General features: G+C 71.4%; 15 protein-coding genes, 1 tRNA gene and 1 pseudogene. 7 read left to right on the forward strand and 10 right to left on the reverse strand.

Features of this window, described 5'->3' with window-relative positions; genetic code table 11:
- Window position 1: 1 nt before the first annotated feature.
- Complete coding sequence (locus tag IF12_RS0118215; RefSeq protein WP_030160939.1) at window positions 2–1525, reverse strand: acyl-CoA carboxylase subunit beta; 1524 nt, start codon at window positions 1523–1525, stop codon at window positions 2–4.
- Between the two features lie 404 nt (window positions 1526–1929).
- Between IF12_RS0118215 and IF12_RS0118220 the strand changes: the two genes are divergently transcribed.
- On the forward strand, window positions 1930–4068 hold the full coding sequence (locus IF12_RS0118220; RefSeq protein ID WP_051704568.1) for an acyltransferase family protein: 2139 nt from the start codon (window positions 1930–1932) through the stop codon (window positions 4066–4068).
- A 42-nt stretch (window positions 4069–4110) separates the two neighbouring features.
- Here the strand turns inward: IF12_RS0118220 and deoD are convergent, their stop codons facing one another.
- Window positions 4111–4818: a purine-nucleoside phosphorylase gene (gene deoD, locus IF12_RS0118225; protein WP_030160943.1), complete on the reverse strand. Its 708-nt coding sequence runs from the start codon at window positions 4816–4818 to the stop codon at window positions 4111–4113.
- A 108-nt stretch (window positions 4819–4926) separates the two neighbouring features.
- Here deoD and IF12_RS0118230 point away from each other — a divergent pair.
- The 3 genes from IF12_RS0118230 to IF12_RS0118245 all read left to right on the forward strand — a co-directional run bounded on the left by IF12_RS0118230 (window position 4927) and on the right by IF12_RS0118245 (window position 7137).
- Window positions 4927–5017: transfer RNA gene (locus IF12_RS0118230), tRNA-Ser, on the forward strand.
- Between the two features lie 77 nt (window positions 5018–5094).
- Window positions 5095–6096: an endonuclease/exonuclease/phosphatase family protein gene (locus tag IF12_RS0118240; protein ID WP_030161049.1), complete on the forward strand. Its 1002-nt coding sequence runs from the start codon at window positions 5095–5097 to the stop codon at window positions 6094–6096.
- 90 nt (window positions 6097–6186) lie between these two features.
- Window positions 6187–7137 (forward strand): ABC transporter ATP-binding protein, encoded by a 951-nt coding sequence (locus tag IF12_RS0118245; protein WP_231492644.1) that lies wholly within the window; start codon window positions 6187–6189, stop codon window positions 7135–7137.
- A gap of 127 nt (window positions 7138–7264) precedes the next feature.
- On the opposite strand, the gene IF12_RS0118250 is transcribed toward IF12_RS0118245, so the two are convergent.
- Window positions 7265–9706 (reverse strand): transglycosylase domain-containing protein, encoded by a 2442-nt coding sequence (locus IF12_RS0118250; RefSeq protein ID WP_051704569.1) that lies wholly within the window; start codon window positions 9704–9706, stop codon window positions 7265–7267.
- Window positions 9707–10116: 410 nt separating this feature from the next.
- Between IF12_RS0118250 and IF12_RS25210 the strand changes: the two genes are divergently transcribed.
- Entirely contained in the window at window positions 10117–10443 is a 327-nt protein-coding gene (locus tag IF12_RS25210; RefSeq protein WP_035749535.1) for a WhiB family transcriptional regulator, read from the forward strand.
- Between the two features lie 125 nt (window positions 10444–10568).
- On the opposite strand, the pseudogene IF12_RS0118255 reads toward IF12_RS25210, so the two are convergent.
- The 3 genes and pseudogenes from IF12_RS0118255 to IF12_RS0118265 all read right to left on the reverse strand — a co-directional run.
- Window positions 10569–11675 (reverse strand): annotated as a pseudogene (locus IF12_RS0118255) (ArsA family ATPase); the annotation flags it as partial.
- Window positions 11676–11707: 32 nt separating this feature from the next.
- Window positions 11708–12694: an ArsA-related P-loop ATPase gene (locus IF12_RS0118260; protein ID WP_051704570.1), complete on the reverse strand. Its 987-nt coding sequence runs from the start codon at window positions 12692–12694 to the stop codon at window positions 11708–11710.
- 14 nt (window positions 12695–12708) lie between these two features.
- A complete protein-coding gene (locus IF12_RS0118265) occupies window positions 12709–13320 on the reverse strand; it encodes a hypothetical protein (protein ID WP_030160952.1) in 612 nt (203 codons plus the stop codon).
- A gap of 117 nt (window positions 13321–13437) precedes the next feature.
- Between IF12_RS0118265 and IF12_RS26290 the strand changes: the two genes are divergently transcribed.
- Complete coding sequence (locus IF12_RS26290) at window positions 13438–13596, forward strand: hypothetical protein (protein WP_166659633.1); 159 nt, start codon at window positions 13438–13440, stop codon at window positions 13594–13596.
- Window positions 13597–13598: 2 nt separating this feature from the next.
- On the forward strand, window positions 13599–14081 hold the full coding sequence (locus IF12_RS0118275) for a RidA family protein (protein WP_030160953.1): 483 nt from the start codon (window positions 13599–13601) through the stop codon (window positions 14079–14081).
- Window positions 14082–14214: 133 nt separating this feature from the next.
- Here IF12_RS0118275 and IF12_RS0118280 read toward each other — a convergent pair whose 3' ends face one another.
- Genes IF12_RS0118280 through IF12_RS0118295 form a run of 4 tightly spaced genes read right to left on the reverse strand, consistent with a single transcriptional unit; the run spans window position 14215 to window position 17311 of the window.
- Complete coding sequence (locus IF12_RS0118280; RefSeq protein WP_030160955.1) at window positions 14215–15312, reverse strand: fumarylacetoacetate hydrolase family protein; 1098 nt, start codon at window positions 15310–15312, stop codon at window positions 14215–14217.
- 55 nt (window positions 15313–15367) lie between these two features.
- The gene (locus IF12_RS0118285) at window positions 15368–16243 is read right to left on the reverse strand and encodes a hypothetical protein (protein WP_030160957.1); all 876 of its coding nucleotides are present in this window, start codon (window positions 16241–16243) and stop codon (window positions 15368–15370) included.
- Between the two features lie 23 nt (window positions 16244–16266).
- A complete protein-coding gene (gene ispF / locus IF12_RS0118290; RefSeq protein ID WP_081913729.1) occupies window positions 16267–16785 on the reverse strand; it encodes a 2-C-methyl-D-erythritol 2,4-cyclodiphosphate synthase in 519 nt (172 codons plus the stop codon).
- A gap of 28 nt (window positions 16786–16813) precedes the next feature.
- Entirely contained in the window at window positions 16814–17311 is a 498-nt protein-coding gene (locus tag IF12_RS0118295; RefSeq protein WP_030160960.1) for a CarD family transcriptional regulator, read from the reverse strand.
- Window positions 17312–17597 lie beyond the last annotated feature (286 nt).

A 17597-nucleotide genomic window follows, 5' to 3' on the forward strand; every position in this document is an offset into this window, starting at 1 on the left:
CCTACACCGGTGTGATCGGGTGTCTGCGGTCGGAAAACCGGCGGTCCTTGTGGGTCAGCCGGCGATATCGGGCGATGAGGTCATCGCGGAGTTCCTCCGGGGGGAGGACGTCGTCGACGACGAGTTCGCCGGCGAGGCGGCGCAGGTCGACGTCGGCTTCGTATTCGGCGCGCTTGTCGGCGACGAACCGCTCGCGCTCGCCGGGGTCATTGATGGCGGCGATCTTGTTGGCGTACACCGCGTTGACGGCCGCCTCGGCGCCCATGACGGCGATGCGCGCGGTCGGCAGGGCCAGCACCGCGTCGGACCCGAACGCGGGCCCGGCCATGGCGTAGAGCCCGGCGCCGTAGGCCTTGCGGACCACGACGCACAGCTTCGGCACCGTGGCCTCCGCTACGGCGGCGATCATCTTGGCGCCGTGGCGGATGATGCCGCCGTGCTCGACGGCCGAGCCGACCATGAACCCGGGCACGTCGGCGAGGAACAGCAGCGGCACGTTGAACGCGTCGCAAGTGGACACGAACCGGGCGGCCTTGTCGGCCGAGTCGGAGAACAGGACGCCGCCTCGGACCGCGGAGTTGTTGGCGACGATGCCGACCGGGCGACCGTCGAGGCGCGCGAAGGCGGTGATGAGCTCCCCGGCCCAGCGGGCCTGCACCTCCAGGACCGAGTCGCGGTCGACCAGTCCGTCCACGAAGGCGTGCATGTCGAACGGGGCCGATTCGCTCGGCGGGACCACCTCGGCGAGGTCCACCGGCGCCGGCGGGCGGGCCGCGCGCACCGGCGCGGGCTGCGTCCAGTTCGAGGGCAGGTAGGAGAGCCAGCGGCGCACGTTCGCGATCGCCTCGTCCTCGTTGCGGCACAGGAAGTGCCCGACCCCGGACTGCTCGCAGTGGACCCGCGCCCCGCCCATGTCCTCCAGCGTGGTCTTCTCGCCGGTGACCATCTCGACCATGCGCGGGCTGCCGAGGTACATCGAGGCGTTCCCGTCGACCATCGCCACGATGTCGCAGAACGCCGGGATGTAGGCCCCGCCCGCCGCCGAGGGCCCGAACAGGGCGCACGCCTGGGGGATGCGCCCTGAAGCGCGGACCTGCTCGTGGAAGATCCGGCCCGCGCCGCGCCGTCCCGGGAAGAGCTGCACCTGGTCGGTGATGCGGGCCCCGGCCGAGTCGACCAGGTAGACGATCGGGTGCTGCTCGAGCTGCGCGGCCTCGACGGTGCGGATGATCTTTTCCACCGTGCGCGCGCCCCACGACCCGGCCTTGACCGTGGAGTCGTTGGCGACCAATCGGATCGGGCGCCCCTGCACTGTCGCGGTGCCGACCACGACGCCGTCGGCCGGCAGCGTCGGGTCCGGGTTCGCCCACAGGGCGTCCTCGCGGAACGAGTCGGGGTCGCACAGCCGCCTGATGCGCTCGCGGGCGTGGTACTTGCCCGCCGCCGCGGCGGCCTGGTGGTACTTCTCGGCCCCGCCGCGCTCGATCCGCGCGCGCTCGACCGGGTAGTCCCCGCTGAAGTCCACGCCGCCGCCCTCCTCGCCAACACCGCTCCTTAACGATCGTTAAGGTACGGCAATCCTGACATGTGGACGCCCTCCTGTCAACGCATACGGCCCCGCGGTCCGATCAGTGAAATAAACCTCGCGCGCGCCGACCGTTTCGGGCTCCGATGCCGCAATCGAAACGAGGATTCCTCCCCGCCCGGGCCCGTTCGCGCGATTCCCCGGACCCGACCCGGCCGAGATCCCCGACAGGGGCTTTCCCAGTAGGTAATTGACCCGCGACACCGCGGCTTCTAGGCTCGACCCAACGCCGAACCCGTCCCCGCCGCACCGCCGTTGAAGCACGCCTCCCCGCCGCCCCACATGTCGCCCGACCACGCCGCCCCACCATGTCGCCTCGCCACCCCGTTTCCCACCGGAGACCCATGAGCGCCACCAGCCCGGCCGACCCCGACCCCGGCCGCACCACCACCGCGCCGCAGCACGACCCCACGCCCCCGGACCCGACACCGGCAACCCCCGCCAGGCCCCCGCGCCTGCGCGAGATCGACGGCCTCCGCGGCCTCGCCATCGCCGTCATCGCCGTCTACCACATCTGGTTCAACCGCGTCTCCGGCGGCGTCGACGTCTTCCTCCTCATGTCCGGCTTCTTCATCACCGCCGGCTTCCTCCGCTCCACCGACGCCGGACGCGGCCTCGGCTACCGCGCCTACGCCGCCCGCATCGTCCGCCGCATCTTCCCGCCCGCCCTCATCGTCGCCGCCGCCACCGTCCTCATGACCTTCCTCTGGCTCCCGCACGCCACCTGGAACCAGCAGGTCGACGACATCACCGCCTCCGCCCTCTACACCGGCAACTGGCACCTCGCCGCGAACTCCGTCGACTACCTCTCCTCCAACAACGGCGCCAGCATCGTCCAGCACTACTGGTCCCTCGGCGTCCAGACCCAGTTCTACCTGCTCTGGCCCCTGCTCATCGGCGCCGCCGTCTGGGCCGCCCACCGCACCCGCATCCGCCCCGCCGTCGCCGTGACCGCCGCCCTCCTCGCCGTCCTCGCCGCCTCCTTCACCTACGCCCTCATCGAGACCGCCGCCAACCAGAGCTACGCCTACTTCGACACCCGCGCACGCCTCTGGCAGTTCGCCGCCGGCGGCCTCCTCGCCCTCGCCCTGCGCCCCGCCACCCGCGCCTGGACCCGCCGCCTCACCGGACCGGCCCCCGCGATCCTCGGCTGGAGCGGCGTCGCCGTCCTCATCGCCGGCGGCGCCGTCCTCGAATCCACCGCCTTCCCCGGCTGGGCCGCCCTCGCCCCCGTCGCCGCCGCCTGCGCCGTCATCCTCGCCGCCACCGCCGCACCCGGCACCGGCGCCGGACGCCTCCTCAACACCTGGCCCCTCCAACGCCTCGGCACCCTCTCCTACACCCTCTACCTCTGGCACTGGCCCCTGCTCATCTGCTACCTCACCGCCACCGGCCGCGACACCGCCACCCTCCTCGGCGGCCTCGCGATCCTCGCCGCCGCCACCGCCCTCGCCGCCGCCACCCACTGGGCCGTCGAAGTGCGCCTGCCCGCCACCGGCATCGGCCAGCGCACCCAGAAGGGCGCCTTCGCGCTCGGCGCCGGATTCATGGCGCTCGCGCTGGCCTCGTGCACCGCGCTCGCCGGGTACATCGCCTACGAGCGCGAGCGCCTCGCCGACGCCGCGGCCGACCCCTCGCTCTACCCGGGCGCGGCGGCCCTGGTGCTGGGCCTCGACGTGGACGGCGTGGACTTCGCGCCGCCGACCCTGGACGCGGCCGAGGACCGCGACCCCGAGCTGTCGGACCAGTGCAACCAGACCATGACCGGCTTCGAGCCGGTCCGCTGCGACTTCGCCGGCGGCGAACTCGTCGAGCCCGGGGAGATCGCCGAGGACGCGAAGGCCACGATCGTCATGTACGGCGGCTCGAAGATCTGGCAGTGGCTCCCGGCCGTGCTCGCCGCCGCCGAGGACCGCGACTGGCACGTCGTGGCGTTCACCAAGAACGCGTGCATCATCGAGACCGGCCAGGAGCGCCTCGGCGAGGAGCGCTACCGCTCGTGCGCGGCCTGGAACGACGCGGTGGTCGAGGAGATCGGGCGGATCGCGCCCGACCTGGTCCTCACCTACGGCTCCCGCATCGGCTACGAGGCCTACGAGACCTTCCCCGACTACAACGACCGCTACGAGCAACTGCTCGCGACCGGCGCCGAGGTCGTGGCCCTGCGCGACACGCCCAGCCCGCGTTTCGACATCCCCACGTGCGTGGACCTCCACGGCGCGGGCGCCGCCGAATGCACCGTCGACCGCTACGACTACTACGACGCGCGGGGCTTCGCGGAGCTGGAGGTCCCCGAGGGCGTCCACAAGGCCGACCTCACCGACTACATCTGCGACGCCGCGACCTGCCCGCCGGTGGTGGGCAACGTCCTGGTCTACCGCGACGACGCGCACCTGACCAACACCTACGCGCTCACCCTCGCCCCGTACCTGGAGCGCGAGCTGCTCGCGGTCCTGTGCGCGGACCCGCCCGCGGCCGGATAGGCGAAAGGCCCGGCTCGAACGAGCCGGGCCCCGCGTCTGGCCTCAGGCGATGACGGCGTCGAGGGCGATCTCGACCATCTCGGAGAAGGACTCCTGGCGGTCGGCCGCGGGCAGCTCGGTGCCGTGGAGGATGTGGTCGGAGATGGTGCACAGCGCCAGGGCGCGGGCCTTGAACTTCGCGGCGAGCGTGTAGATCGCCGCGGCCTCCATCTCGATCGCGAGGATGCCGTAGTCGGCGAGCTTGGCCTCGACCTCGGGCGCGTCGGTGTAGAACGTGTCCGAGGAGTACAGCTGGCCCACGTGCAGGCCGATCCCGCGGGCCGAGGCCGCGTCGACCGCATTACGAAGCAGGCCGAAATCGGCCACGGGCGCGTAGTCGACCACGCCGTCGAAGCGGATGCGGTTCATCGACGAGTTCGTCGAGGCGCCGATCCCGGCGACCACGTCCCGCAGCGCGATGTCGGGGTGGATCGCCCCCGCCGAGCCGACCCGCACGACGGTCTTGACGCCGTAGACGTCCAGCAGCTCGTGCACGTAGATCGAGGCCGACGGCTGGCCCATCCCGGTGCCCTGGACGGACACGCGCCGGTCCTTGTAGGTGCCGGTGAACCCGTACATGTTCCGGACCTCGGTGTAGCACGCGGCGTCGGTGAGGAACTGCTCGGCGATCCACTTCGCGCGCAGCGGGTCCCCGGGAAGGAGGACGCTCTCGGCTATGTCGCCCGGCTCGGCGGAGATGTGTGCTGTCATGCCGCCAGCCTCTCATAAACATCCCATGTATCAGTGGCGACCGGCTGTGACCCGAATCGCCCGATCCCGGTTCACGCCCGCCGCCGGCGTTCCGGTAATCTTCTCGGCGGTGGCGTGTCCGAGCGGCCGAAGGAGCTCGCCTCGAAAGCGAGTGTTGGGTAACCCTCAACCGTGGGTTCAAATCCCACCGCCACCGCCAAGCGTGTACGTGCGCCGGGTCCGGGAACGGGCCCGGCGTTCGTCGTTCCGTGGCACCGGACCGATAGTCTGTCGGCAATGCGCGCACGGGAATCCGGCGCGGACGGCGGCGTCGCCGACAGGACGAAGGGCGGGCAGCGGGTGAGTCGTCGATCCTCGGCGGGCGCGAAGGTCTTCAGCGGGGCCGTCATCGGCGCCTCGCTGCTCTTGTCCGCGATCCTGCTCCTGCACCGGTTCATCCCCAACCGCTGGTTCAACCTCGGCAGCCTCATCGAGACGTTCCTGCCCTGGTTCGGCCTCGCCGTCCCGGTCCTAGTCGTCCTCGCCGCGATCCGCCGCAGGCCCGTGGCCATCGTCTGCGCGCTCCTGCCGGCGCTCGTGTGGCTCCAGCTCTACGCCGGGCTCATCCCCGACAAGCACGAGGGCGAGGGCGACTTCCGCGTCGTCGCCCACAACGTCAACGCCGAGAACCGCGACACCGAGGCCACCGCCTCGATCCTCACCGCCGCCGAACCGGACGTGATCGTCCTCGTCGAGCTCACCGAGGACCAGCGCCTCTCCTGGGGTCAGGTCCTCGCTGAGCGGTACCCGCACTCGGTCGCCTACGGCACGGTCGCGCTGTGGTCGGCCCACCCGATCGCCGCCTCGAACGAGGTGGACCTCAACCTCGGCTGGGCGCGGGCGTTCCGCGCCGAGGTCGACATCGACGGCGAGCCCGTCGCCTTCTACGTCGCCCACCTCCTGTCGGTGCGCGTCAACTCCGAGGGCTTCACCTCGGAGCAGCGCAACCAGACCGCCGAACTCCTCGGCGAGGCGATCGCCGCCGAGGACCTCGACCGCGTCGTCCTCGCCGGGGACCTCAACGGCACCGTCCAGGACCGCTCGCTCGCCCCGATCACCTACCAGCTGGACTCGGCCCACGCCTCGGCCGGGAAGGGCTTCGGGTTCACCTGGCCCGCCGACATGCCGATGGCCCGGATCGACCAGGTGCTCTACCGCGGCATGACCGCCACCGGCTCCGACGTGCTCGAGGCGACCGCCTCGGACCACCGGCCGGTCCAGGCCGACTTCGCGTTCTGAAGCCGCCCGCACGCCGCGATACGGGGCCTTCCGCCCGATCGGACGCGGACCGGGTGCAACCCGCGGCGGCGGCTCCGGCGTCTTGCAGACGTGACCGAAGACGACGCCACCGTGATCCTGCCTGCCGTGAGCGACGGGGCCTTGCACGACCGGCCCCTGAAGGACGGCGCCCTGGACGACGACACCGCCGTGTTCGCTCGGGTCGTCGACGCGGAGCCCGCGCCCGCGGCGCACACGCTCATCGAGCTCGACGGCGTCGGCATGACCTACGCGGGCCCGCCGCCGGTCGAGGCGCTCAAACCCGTGCAGCTCCACGTCGAGAACGGCGAGTACGTCGCCATCGTCGGGCCCTCCGGCTCGGGCAAGTCGACGCTGCTCAACCTCCTCGGACTCCTCGACGTCCCCACCGCCGGGACCTACTGGTTCGACGGGTACGACACCTCGAAGATGAAGGAGTCCAAGCGCACCCAGCTGCGCGCCGACAAGATCGGCTTCATCTTCCAGTCCTTCCACCTCATGGCGCACCGGACCGCGACCGAGAACGTGGCGATGTCCCTGGTGTACCAGGGGATCCCGCGCCGCAAGCGCCGCCAGATCGCCCGCGAGAAGCTCGACCTGGTGGGCCTGAGCCACCGCCTGGACGCCCTGCCCACCACGCTGTCGGGCGGCGAGCGTCAGCGGGTGGCGATCGCCAGGGCGCTCGCGGCCGAGCCGAGCCTGCTGCTGTGCGACGAGCCGACGGGCAACCTCGACTCCAAGACCGCCGACGCCATCCTGGCCACTTTGGACGAACTGCACGGCCAGGGCCTGACGATCCTCATGATCACCCACGACCACGACGTGGCCGAGCGCGCCGGGCGGGCGGTCACGATCCGCGACGGCCAACTGCGCGAAGGCAACCACCTCCACGACGACCACCACGACGGCGGGAGCGACGACCGCGTCCCCACCGACCGCCCCGACCCGGGAACGCTGATCATGCCCGTCGCGGGAGAAGCGCCGACCGCGGTGCAGCCCGCGGCCGCGCCGCGCCGCAACTGAACCGCCGCCCGAAGACCCGAGACCGAACCACCGCAACACGACACCCGAGAAGAAGGGCCCGCGCCGTACGGCGCGGGCCCTTCCGTGTGCCCATCGGTCCGCCGCCGTTCACGGCGGCGGACCGGAGTCAATCGCGGTCGTCAGGTGGCGTGGAGGCGTCGTCGTCCGGTTCGTCCTCGTCTTCGTCGTCCTCGTCCTTGAAGTCCGAGCCGTTCGAGACGAGGATGTAGATCGGGCTGCCCTTGGGCGCCGAGCCGGTGATCGAGGTCGAGAACGCCTGGCCGTCTTCGCATTCGGAGTCGAACTTCCCGGGCGCGATCGCCGCCTCGAATCCCGCTCCGGCCACCTTGGACCGGGCCGAGTCCGGGTCCTCGCAGCCGATGGAGGGGATCGACACGAGGTTCTTGCCGTTGGACATGGCGTCGGTCGGTTTCGGCCAGTCCTTCTTGTCGAGGTCCTTCACCGCGGTCTTGAGGATCGCCGTGCCGGTGGACTTCACCGCGTCCTTGAGATCGTTGGACGCCACGTTCGCCCGATATGTCGCATCGGTGTCCCCCACGAAGGTCGCGGTGGTGGCGTTCGGGGTCGAGGCGATGAACCAGTAGGCGCGGTTGGAGTCCGAGGTACCGGTCTTGCCGAACAGCGGGCGGCCGAAGTCGCTGGTGTAGGCCGCGGCGGTGTTGCCCGAGCACTGGCTGCCCTCGGGGTTCTGGCCGACGACGCAGCGCCCGGCGCTCACCGCGGCGTAGGCGACCTCCTCGGCGTAGGCCTGCTCGCACGAGGGGGTCGAGGCCTCGACCCACTCCTCGCCGTCGGCGTTGATCACCTGCATGACCGGCAGCGGGTCACAGTGCTTGCCGCCGGCGGCCACCGTGGCGTAGGCCTCGGCCATGGCCATCGGGGTGGTGGCGTCGAACCCGAGGGTGAAGGTGCCGTACCCGTCGAGGTTGTCGTTCTCCTTCGCTTGGCCGACACCGGTGTTCGGGTAGAAGGTGATGCCCGAGCGCTCGGCGATGTCCACGGCCTTGCTGGTGCCGACCAGTTCCTGCAACTGCACGAAGGCGGTGTTGGAGGAGCGGCCGAACATGCCCCACATGTTCAGCGGCGCGGACGACCAGCCGCCGTCGTTGGTGGGGCACCACGGGTAGAGGTCCCCGCGTTTGAAGTCGCACGAGGAGGGCTGCTTCGTGTAGTCGCCGTAGAGGCGCGAGGCGTAGGTGCCGGGGGAGGGGATCTTGGTCTTGAGCGGCCAGCCCTCTTCGAGCGCGGCGAGCATGGTGAACATCTTGAACGTCGAGCCCGCGGGGTAGCCGATCACCCGCTCGTTGCCGCTGAGCAGGGGGATCGTGGTGTTCGGGTAGTTGGAGGGCTTGGAGTCGTCGCCGTCGGTGCGGGGGCCGTTGTTCGTCTGGTCGAGGCTGTAGACGCGGTTGACGGCCATGGCCCGCACGTGCCCGGTGCCGGGGGTGATGGTCACCGATCCGAGGGTGGCGGGGTTGTCGACGCTCACGCGGTCGGCGAGCTTCTCGGTGGCCGCGTTCTGGAGGTCGGGGTCGAGGCTGGTGACGATCTTGTAGCCGCCGCGCTTGAGCAGGCTGATGCGGTCGCGCTGGGTCTCGCCGAACAGCTCCTGGTCGCCCCACCACTCCTTGAAGAAGTCGCAGAAGAAGCCCCAGTTCGGGGTCGCGACGTCGACGCATTCGCTGCGGACGGGGCGGGGGTCCAGGCCCAGGGGCTGCTCGACGGCCTCGTCGGCCTCGGCCTGGGTGATCGAGCCGAGGTCGACCATGCGCTGGATGATCCAGTCGCGGCGGTCGAGGATCTGGCCGTCGTCGCCCTCGCCGTCGAGGAGGCCGTCGGCGTAGGAGGGGAACTTCGGCAGGGAGGCGAGCGTGGCCGCCTCGGCGAGGGTGAGTTCGCTCGGGGGCTTGTTGAAGTAGGAGTACGAACCCGCGTGCACGCCATAGGCCTGGTTGCCGAGGTAGATCACATTGAGGTAGCCCTCGAGGATGTCGTCTTTGGACATCGACTCCTCGATCGCCATGGCGTACCGGGCTTCTCGCAGCTTGCGGTCGTAGGTGTCCTCGGAGGCCTCGATGACCTCGTCGATGGTTGAGGCCGAGTAGATCAGGGTATTGCGAACGAACTGCATGGTGAGCGTCGACGCGCCCTGGGAGTCGCCGCCCTGGTTCGCCACGGCGGCGCGGATGATGCCGGCCCAGTCGACGCCCTTGTGCTCGTAGAACTTCGAGTCCTCCGCGGCGAGGAGGGCCTCGATCATGAGAGGGGAGACCTCGTCGAGGGTGACCTCGCGGCGGTTCTCCTCGTAGAAGGAGGTGATGAGCGTCTTGCCATCCGATGCGTACACATAGGACGTCTGCGGCAGCGAGGTCTTGGTGAGCTCCGACGGCAGCGACTCGAAGGAGTTGACGCTGTCCTCGGCCACCATGCCGGCCAGCCCGACGAGGGGGAACGCGGCGGCCGCCGCGAGCACCCCGGCGAGGACGCCGCAGACGAGCAGAGCTAGGGCGTCCCCCAGGGGACTCCGGTCGCGTTTCAAGATCTCCACCGCCTCAGATTAGAACGGACGTCGGGAAGCGCGGTCGTCGCCACATCGTTGTGTCGGCCGAACGGCTCGCGAGCGACCCCGGCGGAGCCGGGGCCGAGATCGCGAGCACACGGAGACCGTTCGCAGGTTTGCGAACCGGCCCACGCGGGCAGACGCCCTTCATTGATACGCCGCGAGTTCGGAGCGGAGCTGCGCTCGTATCGGAATCGTTATTATCGCGAGCTGCCATCGCGTAGTGAACCGTAGGGGTGAAGCCATCCCGAGGAGTCCGATTTTAGTCTCGGAGAGTAGTCAAACCCTTACAAGAGGTGTAGGGTCCGTTCTGACGGCGACGTTGTGTGATCGAGAGATCACTCGACTGTAGTCGTCGGGGGGTATGAAGGGGAAGATCTCACGGGGAGGTCATGCGGATGGGACTGCTGATCGACTGGACGACCAAGGCGCTATGTCAGGAAAGCGATCCTGACGCCCTGTTCGTTCAAGGTGCAGAGCAGAACAATGCGAAGAAGGTGTGCCGGGGATGCCCGGTCAGGCTCGAATGCCTGGCCGACGCGCTCGACAACCGCATCGAGTTCGGCGTCTGGGGCGGCATGACCGAACGGGAGCGGAGGGCACTGCTGCGCAAGCACGCGGACGTCCGCTCCTGGCGGGCCGTCTTCGACGTCGCTCTGGAGGAGGAGCAGCGAAATGCCCGCAAGGGCGACCGGCGCCGGGTACCGGTCGACATCAACTTCTGACCGGCGAGCCGTCCACCAGCGGCTGAGACAGACCATCGCGCCCGGGGCGGCTCTGCCGTCCGGGCGCGTTCTCGTCCCCTGCCGCTGCTCGTGAGCAGGTGGAATAAAGTGTCGGAGCGTCCGGCGGCCGCGGCGCCGAAGGCGCGGAGGTCGTCGAGGTCGACCACCTCCACGCCGAGCGAGGGCACCCACCGCTGGGGCACCGACGGGCACGCCGCCGTGTAGCGCACGGCCACCCGCTCCTCCGCGGCCCGGCGCCGGGCCAGGTCCGCGTGGACGCGCAGCACGGCCGCCACCGGGTCGTCCGCGTCCGATTCCTCCAGGACCGCCGCCGCGCCCAGGGCCCGCTCGGCCGACAGGTCGGCCGCGACCGGGGTGAGCCGGTTGAGGATCAGCCCGTCCAGCGGCATCCGCTCCTCGGTGAGCCGCCGGGTGAAGTAGACCGCCTCGCCCACCGCCGCCGGTTCGGGCGCCGCGATCACCAGGAACGAGGTCTGGTCGTCCTGGAGCGCCTGGAAGGTCGCCTCGGCCCGCTTGCGGAAACCGCCGAAGGTGTCCTCCAGGCTCGCGGTGAACTCCGCCACATCGGTGAGCAGGTGGCCGCCCAGGACCTTGTTGAACACCCGCGTGAACACCGCCGCGCTCGCGCCCATCAGCGACAGCATCGACCGCCGGGCCCCCGGGGTCGAGGCCGAGAGCAGCCGGATCACCCGCCCGTCCAGCAGCCGCGCCAGCCGCGCCGGCGCGTCGAGGAAGTCCAGGGCCGAGCGCGACGGGGGCGTGTCGAGCACGATCAGGTCCCACCGCCCGGTCGCCCGCAACTGGCCGAGCTTCTCCATCGCCATGTACTCCTGCGTGCCCGAGAACGTCGAGGACACCGCCTGGTAGAACGGGTTCGCGAAGATCTCCGCGGCGCGCTCGGCGCTCGTGTGCGAGGCCACGACCTCGTCGAACGTCCGCTTCATGTCGAGCATCATCGCGTCCAGCGACCCCGCGCCGACGCCCTCGACCGCCCGCGGGGTGTTGTCGAGCGAGGCCATCCCGAGCGACTGCGCCAGCCGACGGGCCGGGTCGATCGTCAGCACCACCGTGCTCCTGCCGTGCACCTCGGCCGCGCGCAGCGCCAGCGCCGCCGCCGTCGTGGTCTTGCCGACCCCGCCCGAGCCGCAGCAGGCGATCACGTGCTTGTCCGCGTCGCCGAGCAGCGCGTCGACGTCCAGCTCACGCCCCATCCGGGCCTCCGATCCCACCCGAGCGCCGCGTTTCAGGCCGCATCGGTGTCGCCGTCCCTCGGCCGCCGCGCCGCCGGGCCGGGCCGCAGCGCCCGCGCCAACTGGTACAGGCCCGACAGGTCCACGCCCTCGGGCAGCAGCGGCAGCTCTTCGACCGGGCGGCCGAGGCGCTCCAGGCGGTCGCGGTACGCGTCGACCGCCTCGATCTCGGTCCGGGCGGCCCCGTACTCGGACATCAGGCCCGCCACGAGCGTCGCGTCGGCGCTCAGCCCGGCCCGGGCCAGGCCCGCGCCGACCTCGTCGGCCGAGACCTCCACGGGTTTGGCCGCCGCGACCTTGTTGAGCACCACGTGCCCCACCGGCAGGTCGGCCGCGACGAGGTCGCGGTGGGCGTCCAGGGTCTCCTGCACCGGCATCGCGGCCGGGGTCGTGACCAGGTGCACCGTCGTCAGCGACGAGTGGAGCATCCGGGCGACCGACCGGGAGTGCTTGCCGATCGGGCCGGTCTTCGCCAGGCGCCCGCTCTCGACGGTGACGTTGAGGAACTTCACGACCCGGCCCGTCGGCGGCGCGTCGAGCACGACCGCGTCGTAGGCCATGCGGCCCGACTCGGTGCGCGAGACCGCCTCCTTGAGCTTCCCGGTCAGCAGGATGTCCCGCAGTCCGGGCGCGATGGTCGTGGCGAAGTCGATCGCGCCGAACTTCTGGAGGACCTTCCCGGCCGAGCCGAGCCGGTAGAACATCGTCAGGTAGTCCAGCAGCGCCTCGTCGGCGTCCACCGCCTGCCCGAACACTTCGCCGCCGCCGGTCCCCGCGGCCAGGTGCCGCTCCTCGTAGCCGAGCGACGGGGCGTCGAACAGCGGCGCGATCCCCTGGCGGCCCTCGACCTCGACGAGCAGGACCCGCCGGCCCGATCCGGCCAGGGCCAGTGCCAGCGCGGCGGCCACGGAGGTCTTCCCCGTGCCGCCCTTGCCGGTGACGACGTGCAGGCGCGGCACCGGGGGCGCTGTGGCGGTCATTTACCGGAGTCTAGTCATTCGGCCGCGATTCCGCAGATGAGCCATTGCGGGTCGCCCTCCTCGGCGACGAGGGAGAACACCCATGTGGTCGGGGTCGAGAGGGCGCCGGCGGCGTCGCCGCCGATCCTGATCTCGGCGGTGACGGTGGCCGCGCCGACCGAGCGCGCGGTCTCGGTGACCTCGCTCCATTCGAGGGTGCCGGGGGCGTCGGTGAAGGACATGCGGGCGACCGCCTCGCTGAGGTCCCGGTCGGCCTTGTCGGCGCACAGCCATGACGCGGCGGCGCCGGCGTCCTGGCGGTCGAGCAGCGCTTCGAGGAACGCGCCGACGGTGCGTTCGGGCGTGTCGGAGACGTCGGCGACGTCGACGAGCAGGCGCGTGGCGCCGAAGACGAGCGCGACGCAGAACGCGACGGCGGCGGCGACGGTGAGCGCCGACCAGGCCCGGTTCGATCCGATACGGCGGCTCGCGCGGTGCTCGGGTGCCGGTTCGGACGCGGCCCGCCTCTGCGCCGGGGGCCGGTCGGTCGGCGCGGCCCCGGGCCCGCGGGGGCTCCTGGTGGCGGCGCGTGCGGCGGTGTTCGCTGTGGCGGTCTCTGGCGGCTGGGCCGCAGTGCCTGACGACACGGGTACTCCGTTTCACTGGTGCTGCCGCTGCGGCAGCGGATTCGTGCAGTGAGGAGGCGACGCACTCCGAGCGTAGCGGTGCGGTGGGGGCGAATCAAGACGCCGTACTGTGGGCCCATGGAGAAATGGGAGTACTTCACCGCACCGCTGCTGATCCACAACACGAAGATGATCCTCGATACCTTCGGTGAGGACGGCTGGGAGCTCGTCACCGTCCTTCCGGGTCAGAGCTCGGAGCAGCTCGTGGCCTACTTCAAGCGGAAGAAGGAGCAGTAGCGGTGGCGGATGTCGACAAGGCGCTCGCGCGCCTGGGCCTGCGACTGCCGCCGGTGGTGCCGCCGGTGGCCGTCTATCACCCGGCGGTGCGCAGCGGCGAGTTCGTGTACACCTCCGGCCAGCTCCCGATGGTCGAGGGCGCTCTCGCCGCGACCGGGAAGGTCGGTGCGGAGGTCGACCTCGAGCAGGGCTACGACCTGGCGCGGATCTGCGCGTTGAACGCTCTGGCGGCGGTCGCCTCGGTGGCGCCGCTCGATGAGGTCGCGCAGATCGTGAAGGTCGTCGGCTTCGTGGCCTCGGCGCCCGGGTTCACCGGTCAGCCGAAGGTCGTCAACGGCGCTTCGGAGCTGCTGGGCGAGGTCTTCGGCGAGGCCGGGACGCACGCCCGCAGCGCGGTCGGCGTCGCCGAGCTGCCGCTGGGCGCGCCGGTCGAGGTCGAGCTGATCGCCCGTCTCGCGCCGAGCGCCAAGACCGTCCTGGTCTAAGCGCCCGCCCCGCTCGTCTCGCGGTCGGCCCTTCGGATGCGCCGCATCCGGAGGGCCTTTCGCGTGAGCGGAGGCCGGCTCCGGGTCCGGCCGGTCCCGCCCTGCCGCGGGTCCGACCGTCGCCTCGGGCCGGTCAGGTGATGGACGGGGTCACGCGGGTCTCGACCTCGCCGAGGGCGATGGTCGTGCCGCGCGGGCCCGGCGCGGTCGCGGTGACCTTGACGGCGTCGCCGTCGCCGAGCCGCCACTGGCCGGTGACGGCCTCGCCGGACCCGTAGAGCAGTCCCGGGCGCAGGAGCGCCCCGCCCGAGGTGAGCTGCGCGAGCTGCTGCGCGGGCGTCCAGTACGCCTCGGCGAAGTCGGCCCCGGCCACGGCCACGCCGTTGACCTCGATGCTCAGGCGCAGGTCGTAGCCGTACCGGTCGGATTCCTTGAGGTAGGAGGCCATGTCGTGGCCCGGCTCGGGGGCGGCGGTGCGGGCGGCGCCGAGCGCGTCCAGCGGCGTGACCCAGGCGCTCATGGAGGTCGCGAAGGACTTCGAGGCGAACGGGCCGAGCCCGTCGGTCTCCAGTTCGGCGAAGTCGCGGGCGGTCCAGTCGTTGAGCAGGACCGCGCCGAACACGTAGTCCTCGAACGCGTCGGGGGAGACCGGCCGCCCGAGGGCGGACTCGCCGCCGACGAGGAACCCGACCTCGGCCTCGATGTCGAGGGCCCGGGTGGGCCCGAACTGCGGCTGCCCGTCCTCGCCGCGGCGGTGCCCGGCGGGGCGCACGAGGTCCATCCCGGAGGGGATGAGGGTCGAGGCCCGGCCGTTGGAGGCGCGCGGGTGGACGCGGTGCGCGTCGGGCGCGCGCATCGTGAAGTCGACGTAGTCGGTCACCAGCAGCGGCGCGTGCATGATCGCGTCGGCGACCGGGGTGAGCCAGTGCGAGGCGACCTCTTGGAGGCTCGGTTCGCTCAGCGCCTCCTGGACCTGGGCGCGGACCTGCTTCCACGCGGGCCTGCCGAGCGACAGGAGCCGGTTGAGCGCCGGGTCGCGCAGCGCGGTGCACGCGGCGCAGGTCTGGCAGTCCCCGGAGAGGACGGCCTTGTGCATGTCGAGGATCTGGTCGCCGATGCGCACCCCGATCCGCGGCAGGTCCTCGTCGGCGGTCGAGAAGACCCCGAACGGGAGATTGTGGATGTTGTAGGGGCTCGCGTCGGCCCCCGGAACCCAGCATGTCGTCGTCACGTGCTCGTCCTCCAGTCACTTGTGTGTAGGAGTAACGAGCGCCGCGCGCCAAAGGTCACTCCGGGCGACGGTGCCTGCGCAGAACTGTGAACCATCCCACCCACGCGGCGACGGCGACGGCGGCGAAGAACAGCCGCGGGCCCGGGGCGATCTGGCTGCCGAGCAGGGCCGGGACGGCGAAGACGACGGCGAGGCCCAGCAGGACCGAGCGCCCGAGCGCGCCCCTGAAGAACCCGGGGCCGTAGATCTTCTCGCGCCAGTGCGCGTCGTCGCCGTCGGCGTCGACCCAGCGGCGGGGCGCGCGCCGGGCCTCGGGCGGCACCTGCGCGGGCGGCAGCCGGGCGGCGAGGTCGAAGCCGAGCTTCGAGCCGGCCCGGCCGTCGGCGACGGGGTCGGCGCCGGCGGGTTCGAGGTCGGCGGCGGCCTGGCGCGAGCGGCGGGCGAGGTCGTCCATGCCGAGGTCCTCGGCGATCGCGGCGAGCGCGAGGTGGGTGCGCGGCTGGTCGGGCGCGAGGTTCACGGCGTTCCAGGCGGCGTCGAGGGCCGGCTGCGCGGCCCCGGCGCGGCGGGTGATGAGCGCGTAGTGGATGTGGTTGAGCCACGAGGTGCGGTCGAGGTCGAGGAGGCTCGCGGCGGCCTGGAGGGCCTCCTGGTCGCGGCCGGCGTCGGCGAGCGCGTAGCCGCGCATGATCATCGCGCGGCGGTGCTCGGGCTTGTGGGCCAGCGCGGCCCCGGCGTAGACGAGGGCCTCGTCGGGGTCGTGGTCGGCGACGGCGCACGCGGCGGCCATGGCGTTCGCGTCGGGGTCGAGCGGGTCGACGCGCAGGGCGGCGTCGACCTCCGCCCGGGCGTCGGGGACCCGCCCGAGGTCGAACATGAGCTCGGCCCTCTGGAGGTGCTCGGTGACGGTGCGGCGGGTGGGGTCGTCCATGGGTCCCTACTCCCGGATGGGCGTCAGTGCTGGTACAGCAACGCTACCGCGGTGGCGGCGAGACCCTCGCCGCGTCCGGTGAAGCCCAGGCCGTCGGTGGTCGTGGCCGACAGCCGCACGGGCGCGCCGACGGCGGCGCCCAGGGCGGTCTCGGCCTCGGCGCGCCTGGGCCCGATCTTGGGGCGCGCGCCGATGACCTGGACGGAGACGTTGCCGATCGCCCAGCCCGCCTCGCGGACGCGCCGGGCGGTCTCGCGCAGCAGCGCGTCGCCGGACGCGCCGGCCCATTCGGGCCGGCTGGTGCCGAAGTTGGAGCCCAGGTCGCCGAGTCCGGCGGCCGAGAGCAGGGCGTCGCAGGCCGCGTGCGCGGCCGCGTCCCCATCGGAGTGGCCGGCCAAGCCCGCCTCGCCGGGCCAATCCAGGCAGGCGAGGCGGCATGGCCGGTGATCGTCGAAGCGGTGCACGTCGGTGCCGTGCCCTACGACGAAGGACGTATTGGAGCTCGCGCTGTCGCTGGAGCCCGCACTGTCGTTGAAGTTCACGCTCACGCGGTTCGCTCGCGGGGGCCGGCTACTTGACCGGGGCCTCCGAGAGCAGGACCTTGTCGAGGATGTTGTCGGCCTCGGCCTTCACGCAGTCCTCGGCGAGGGCGATCTCGCCGGTGAGGATCTCGCGGGCCTTGGAGAGCATGCGCTTCTCCCCGGCGGAGAGTCCGCGCTCGCGGTCGCGCCGCCAGAGATCGCGGACGACCTCTGCTATTTTCAGCGGGGAGCCGGAGGCGAGCTTCTCGACATTGGCCTTGTAACGCCGCGACCAGTTGGTGGGTTCCTCGGTGTGCGGGGCGCGCAGGACCTCGAAGACCTCTTCGAGGCCTTCGGCGCCGACCACTTCCCGGACGCCGACGAGCTCGACGTTCTTTGCTGGAACCTTGACCGTGAGGTCACCCTGTTCGACACGCAGCACGAGGTATTCCTGTTCGATACCACCGATGACGCGAGTCTCTACAGCTTCAACGAGTGCGGCCCCGTGGTGGGGGTAGACAACGGTCTCGCCGACACTAAAACCCATAGGATCGAAACCCCTTTCGCTGTGTCTAGCCTAACACGTCATCGGGGTTTTCCCCGACAGCGGATCGTTACGAATTCCCTGGTCAATTGGTATGTGACTGATTACTCTACGGCACGTTGGACTTTCGGGCGGCGCGCGGAGGACGCGAATGAGGCCTGGATCGCTCCGCCTCCCCGCGCCCGCGAGGGGCCTCGAGAGGGGACGCCCGGCCGCTCCGGCGATGCGGCCGCGGCGGGCCCGCCACCGGCGGAAACCGGCGCGCGGCCCTCCAGTGGTCTTCGGCCCC

It is taken from the genome of Glycomyces sp. NRRL B-16210, from assembly GCF_000719515.1.
In the GTDB taxonomy this organism is placed as follows: domain Bacteria; phylum Actinomycetota; class Actinomycetes; order Mycobacteriales; family Micromonosporaceae; genus Glycomyces.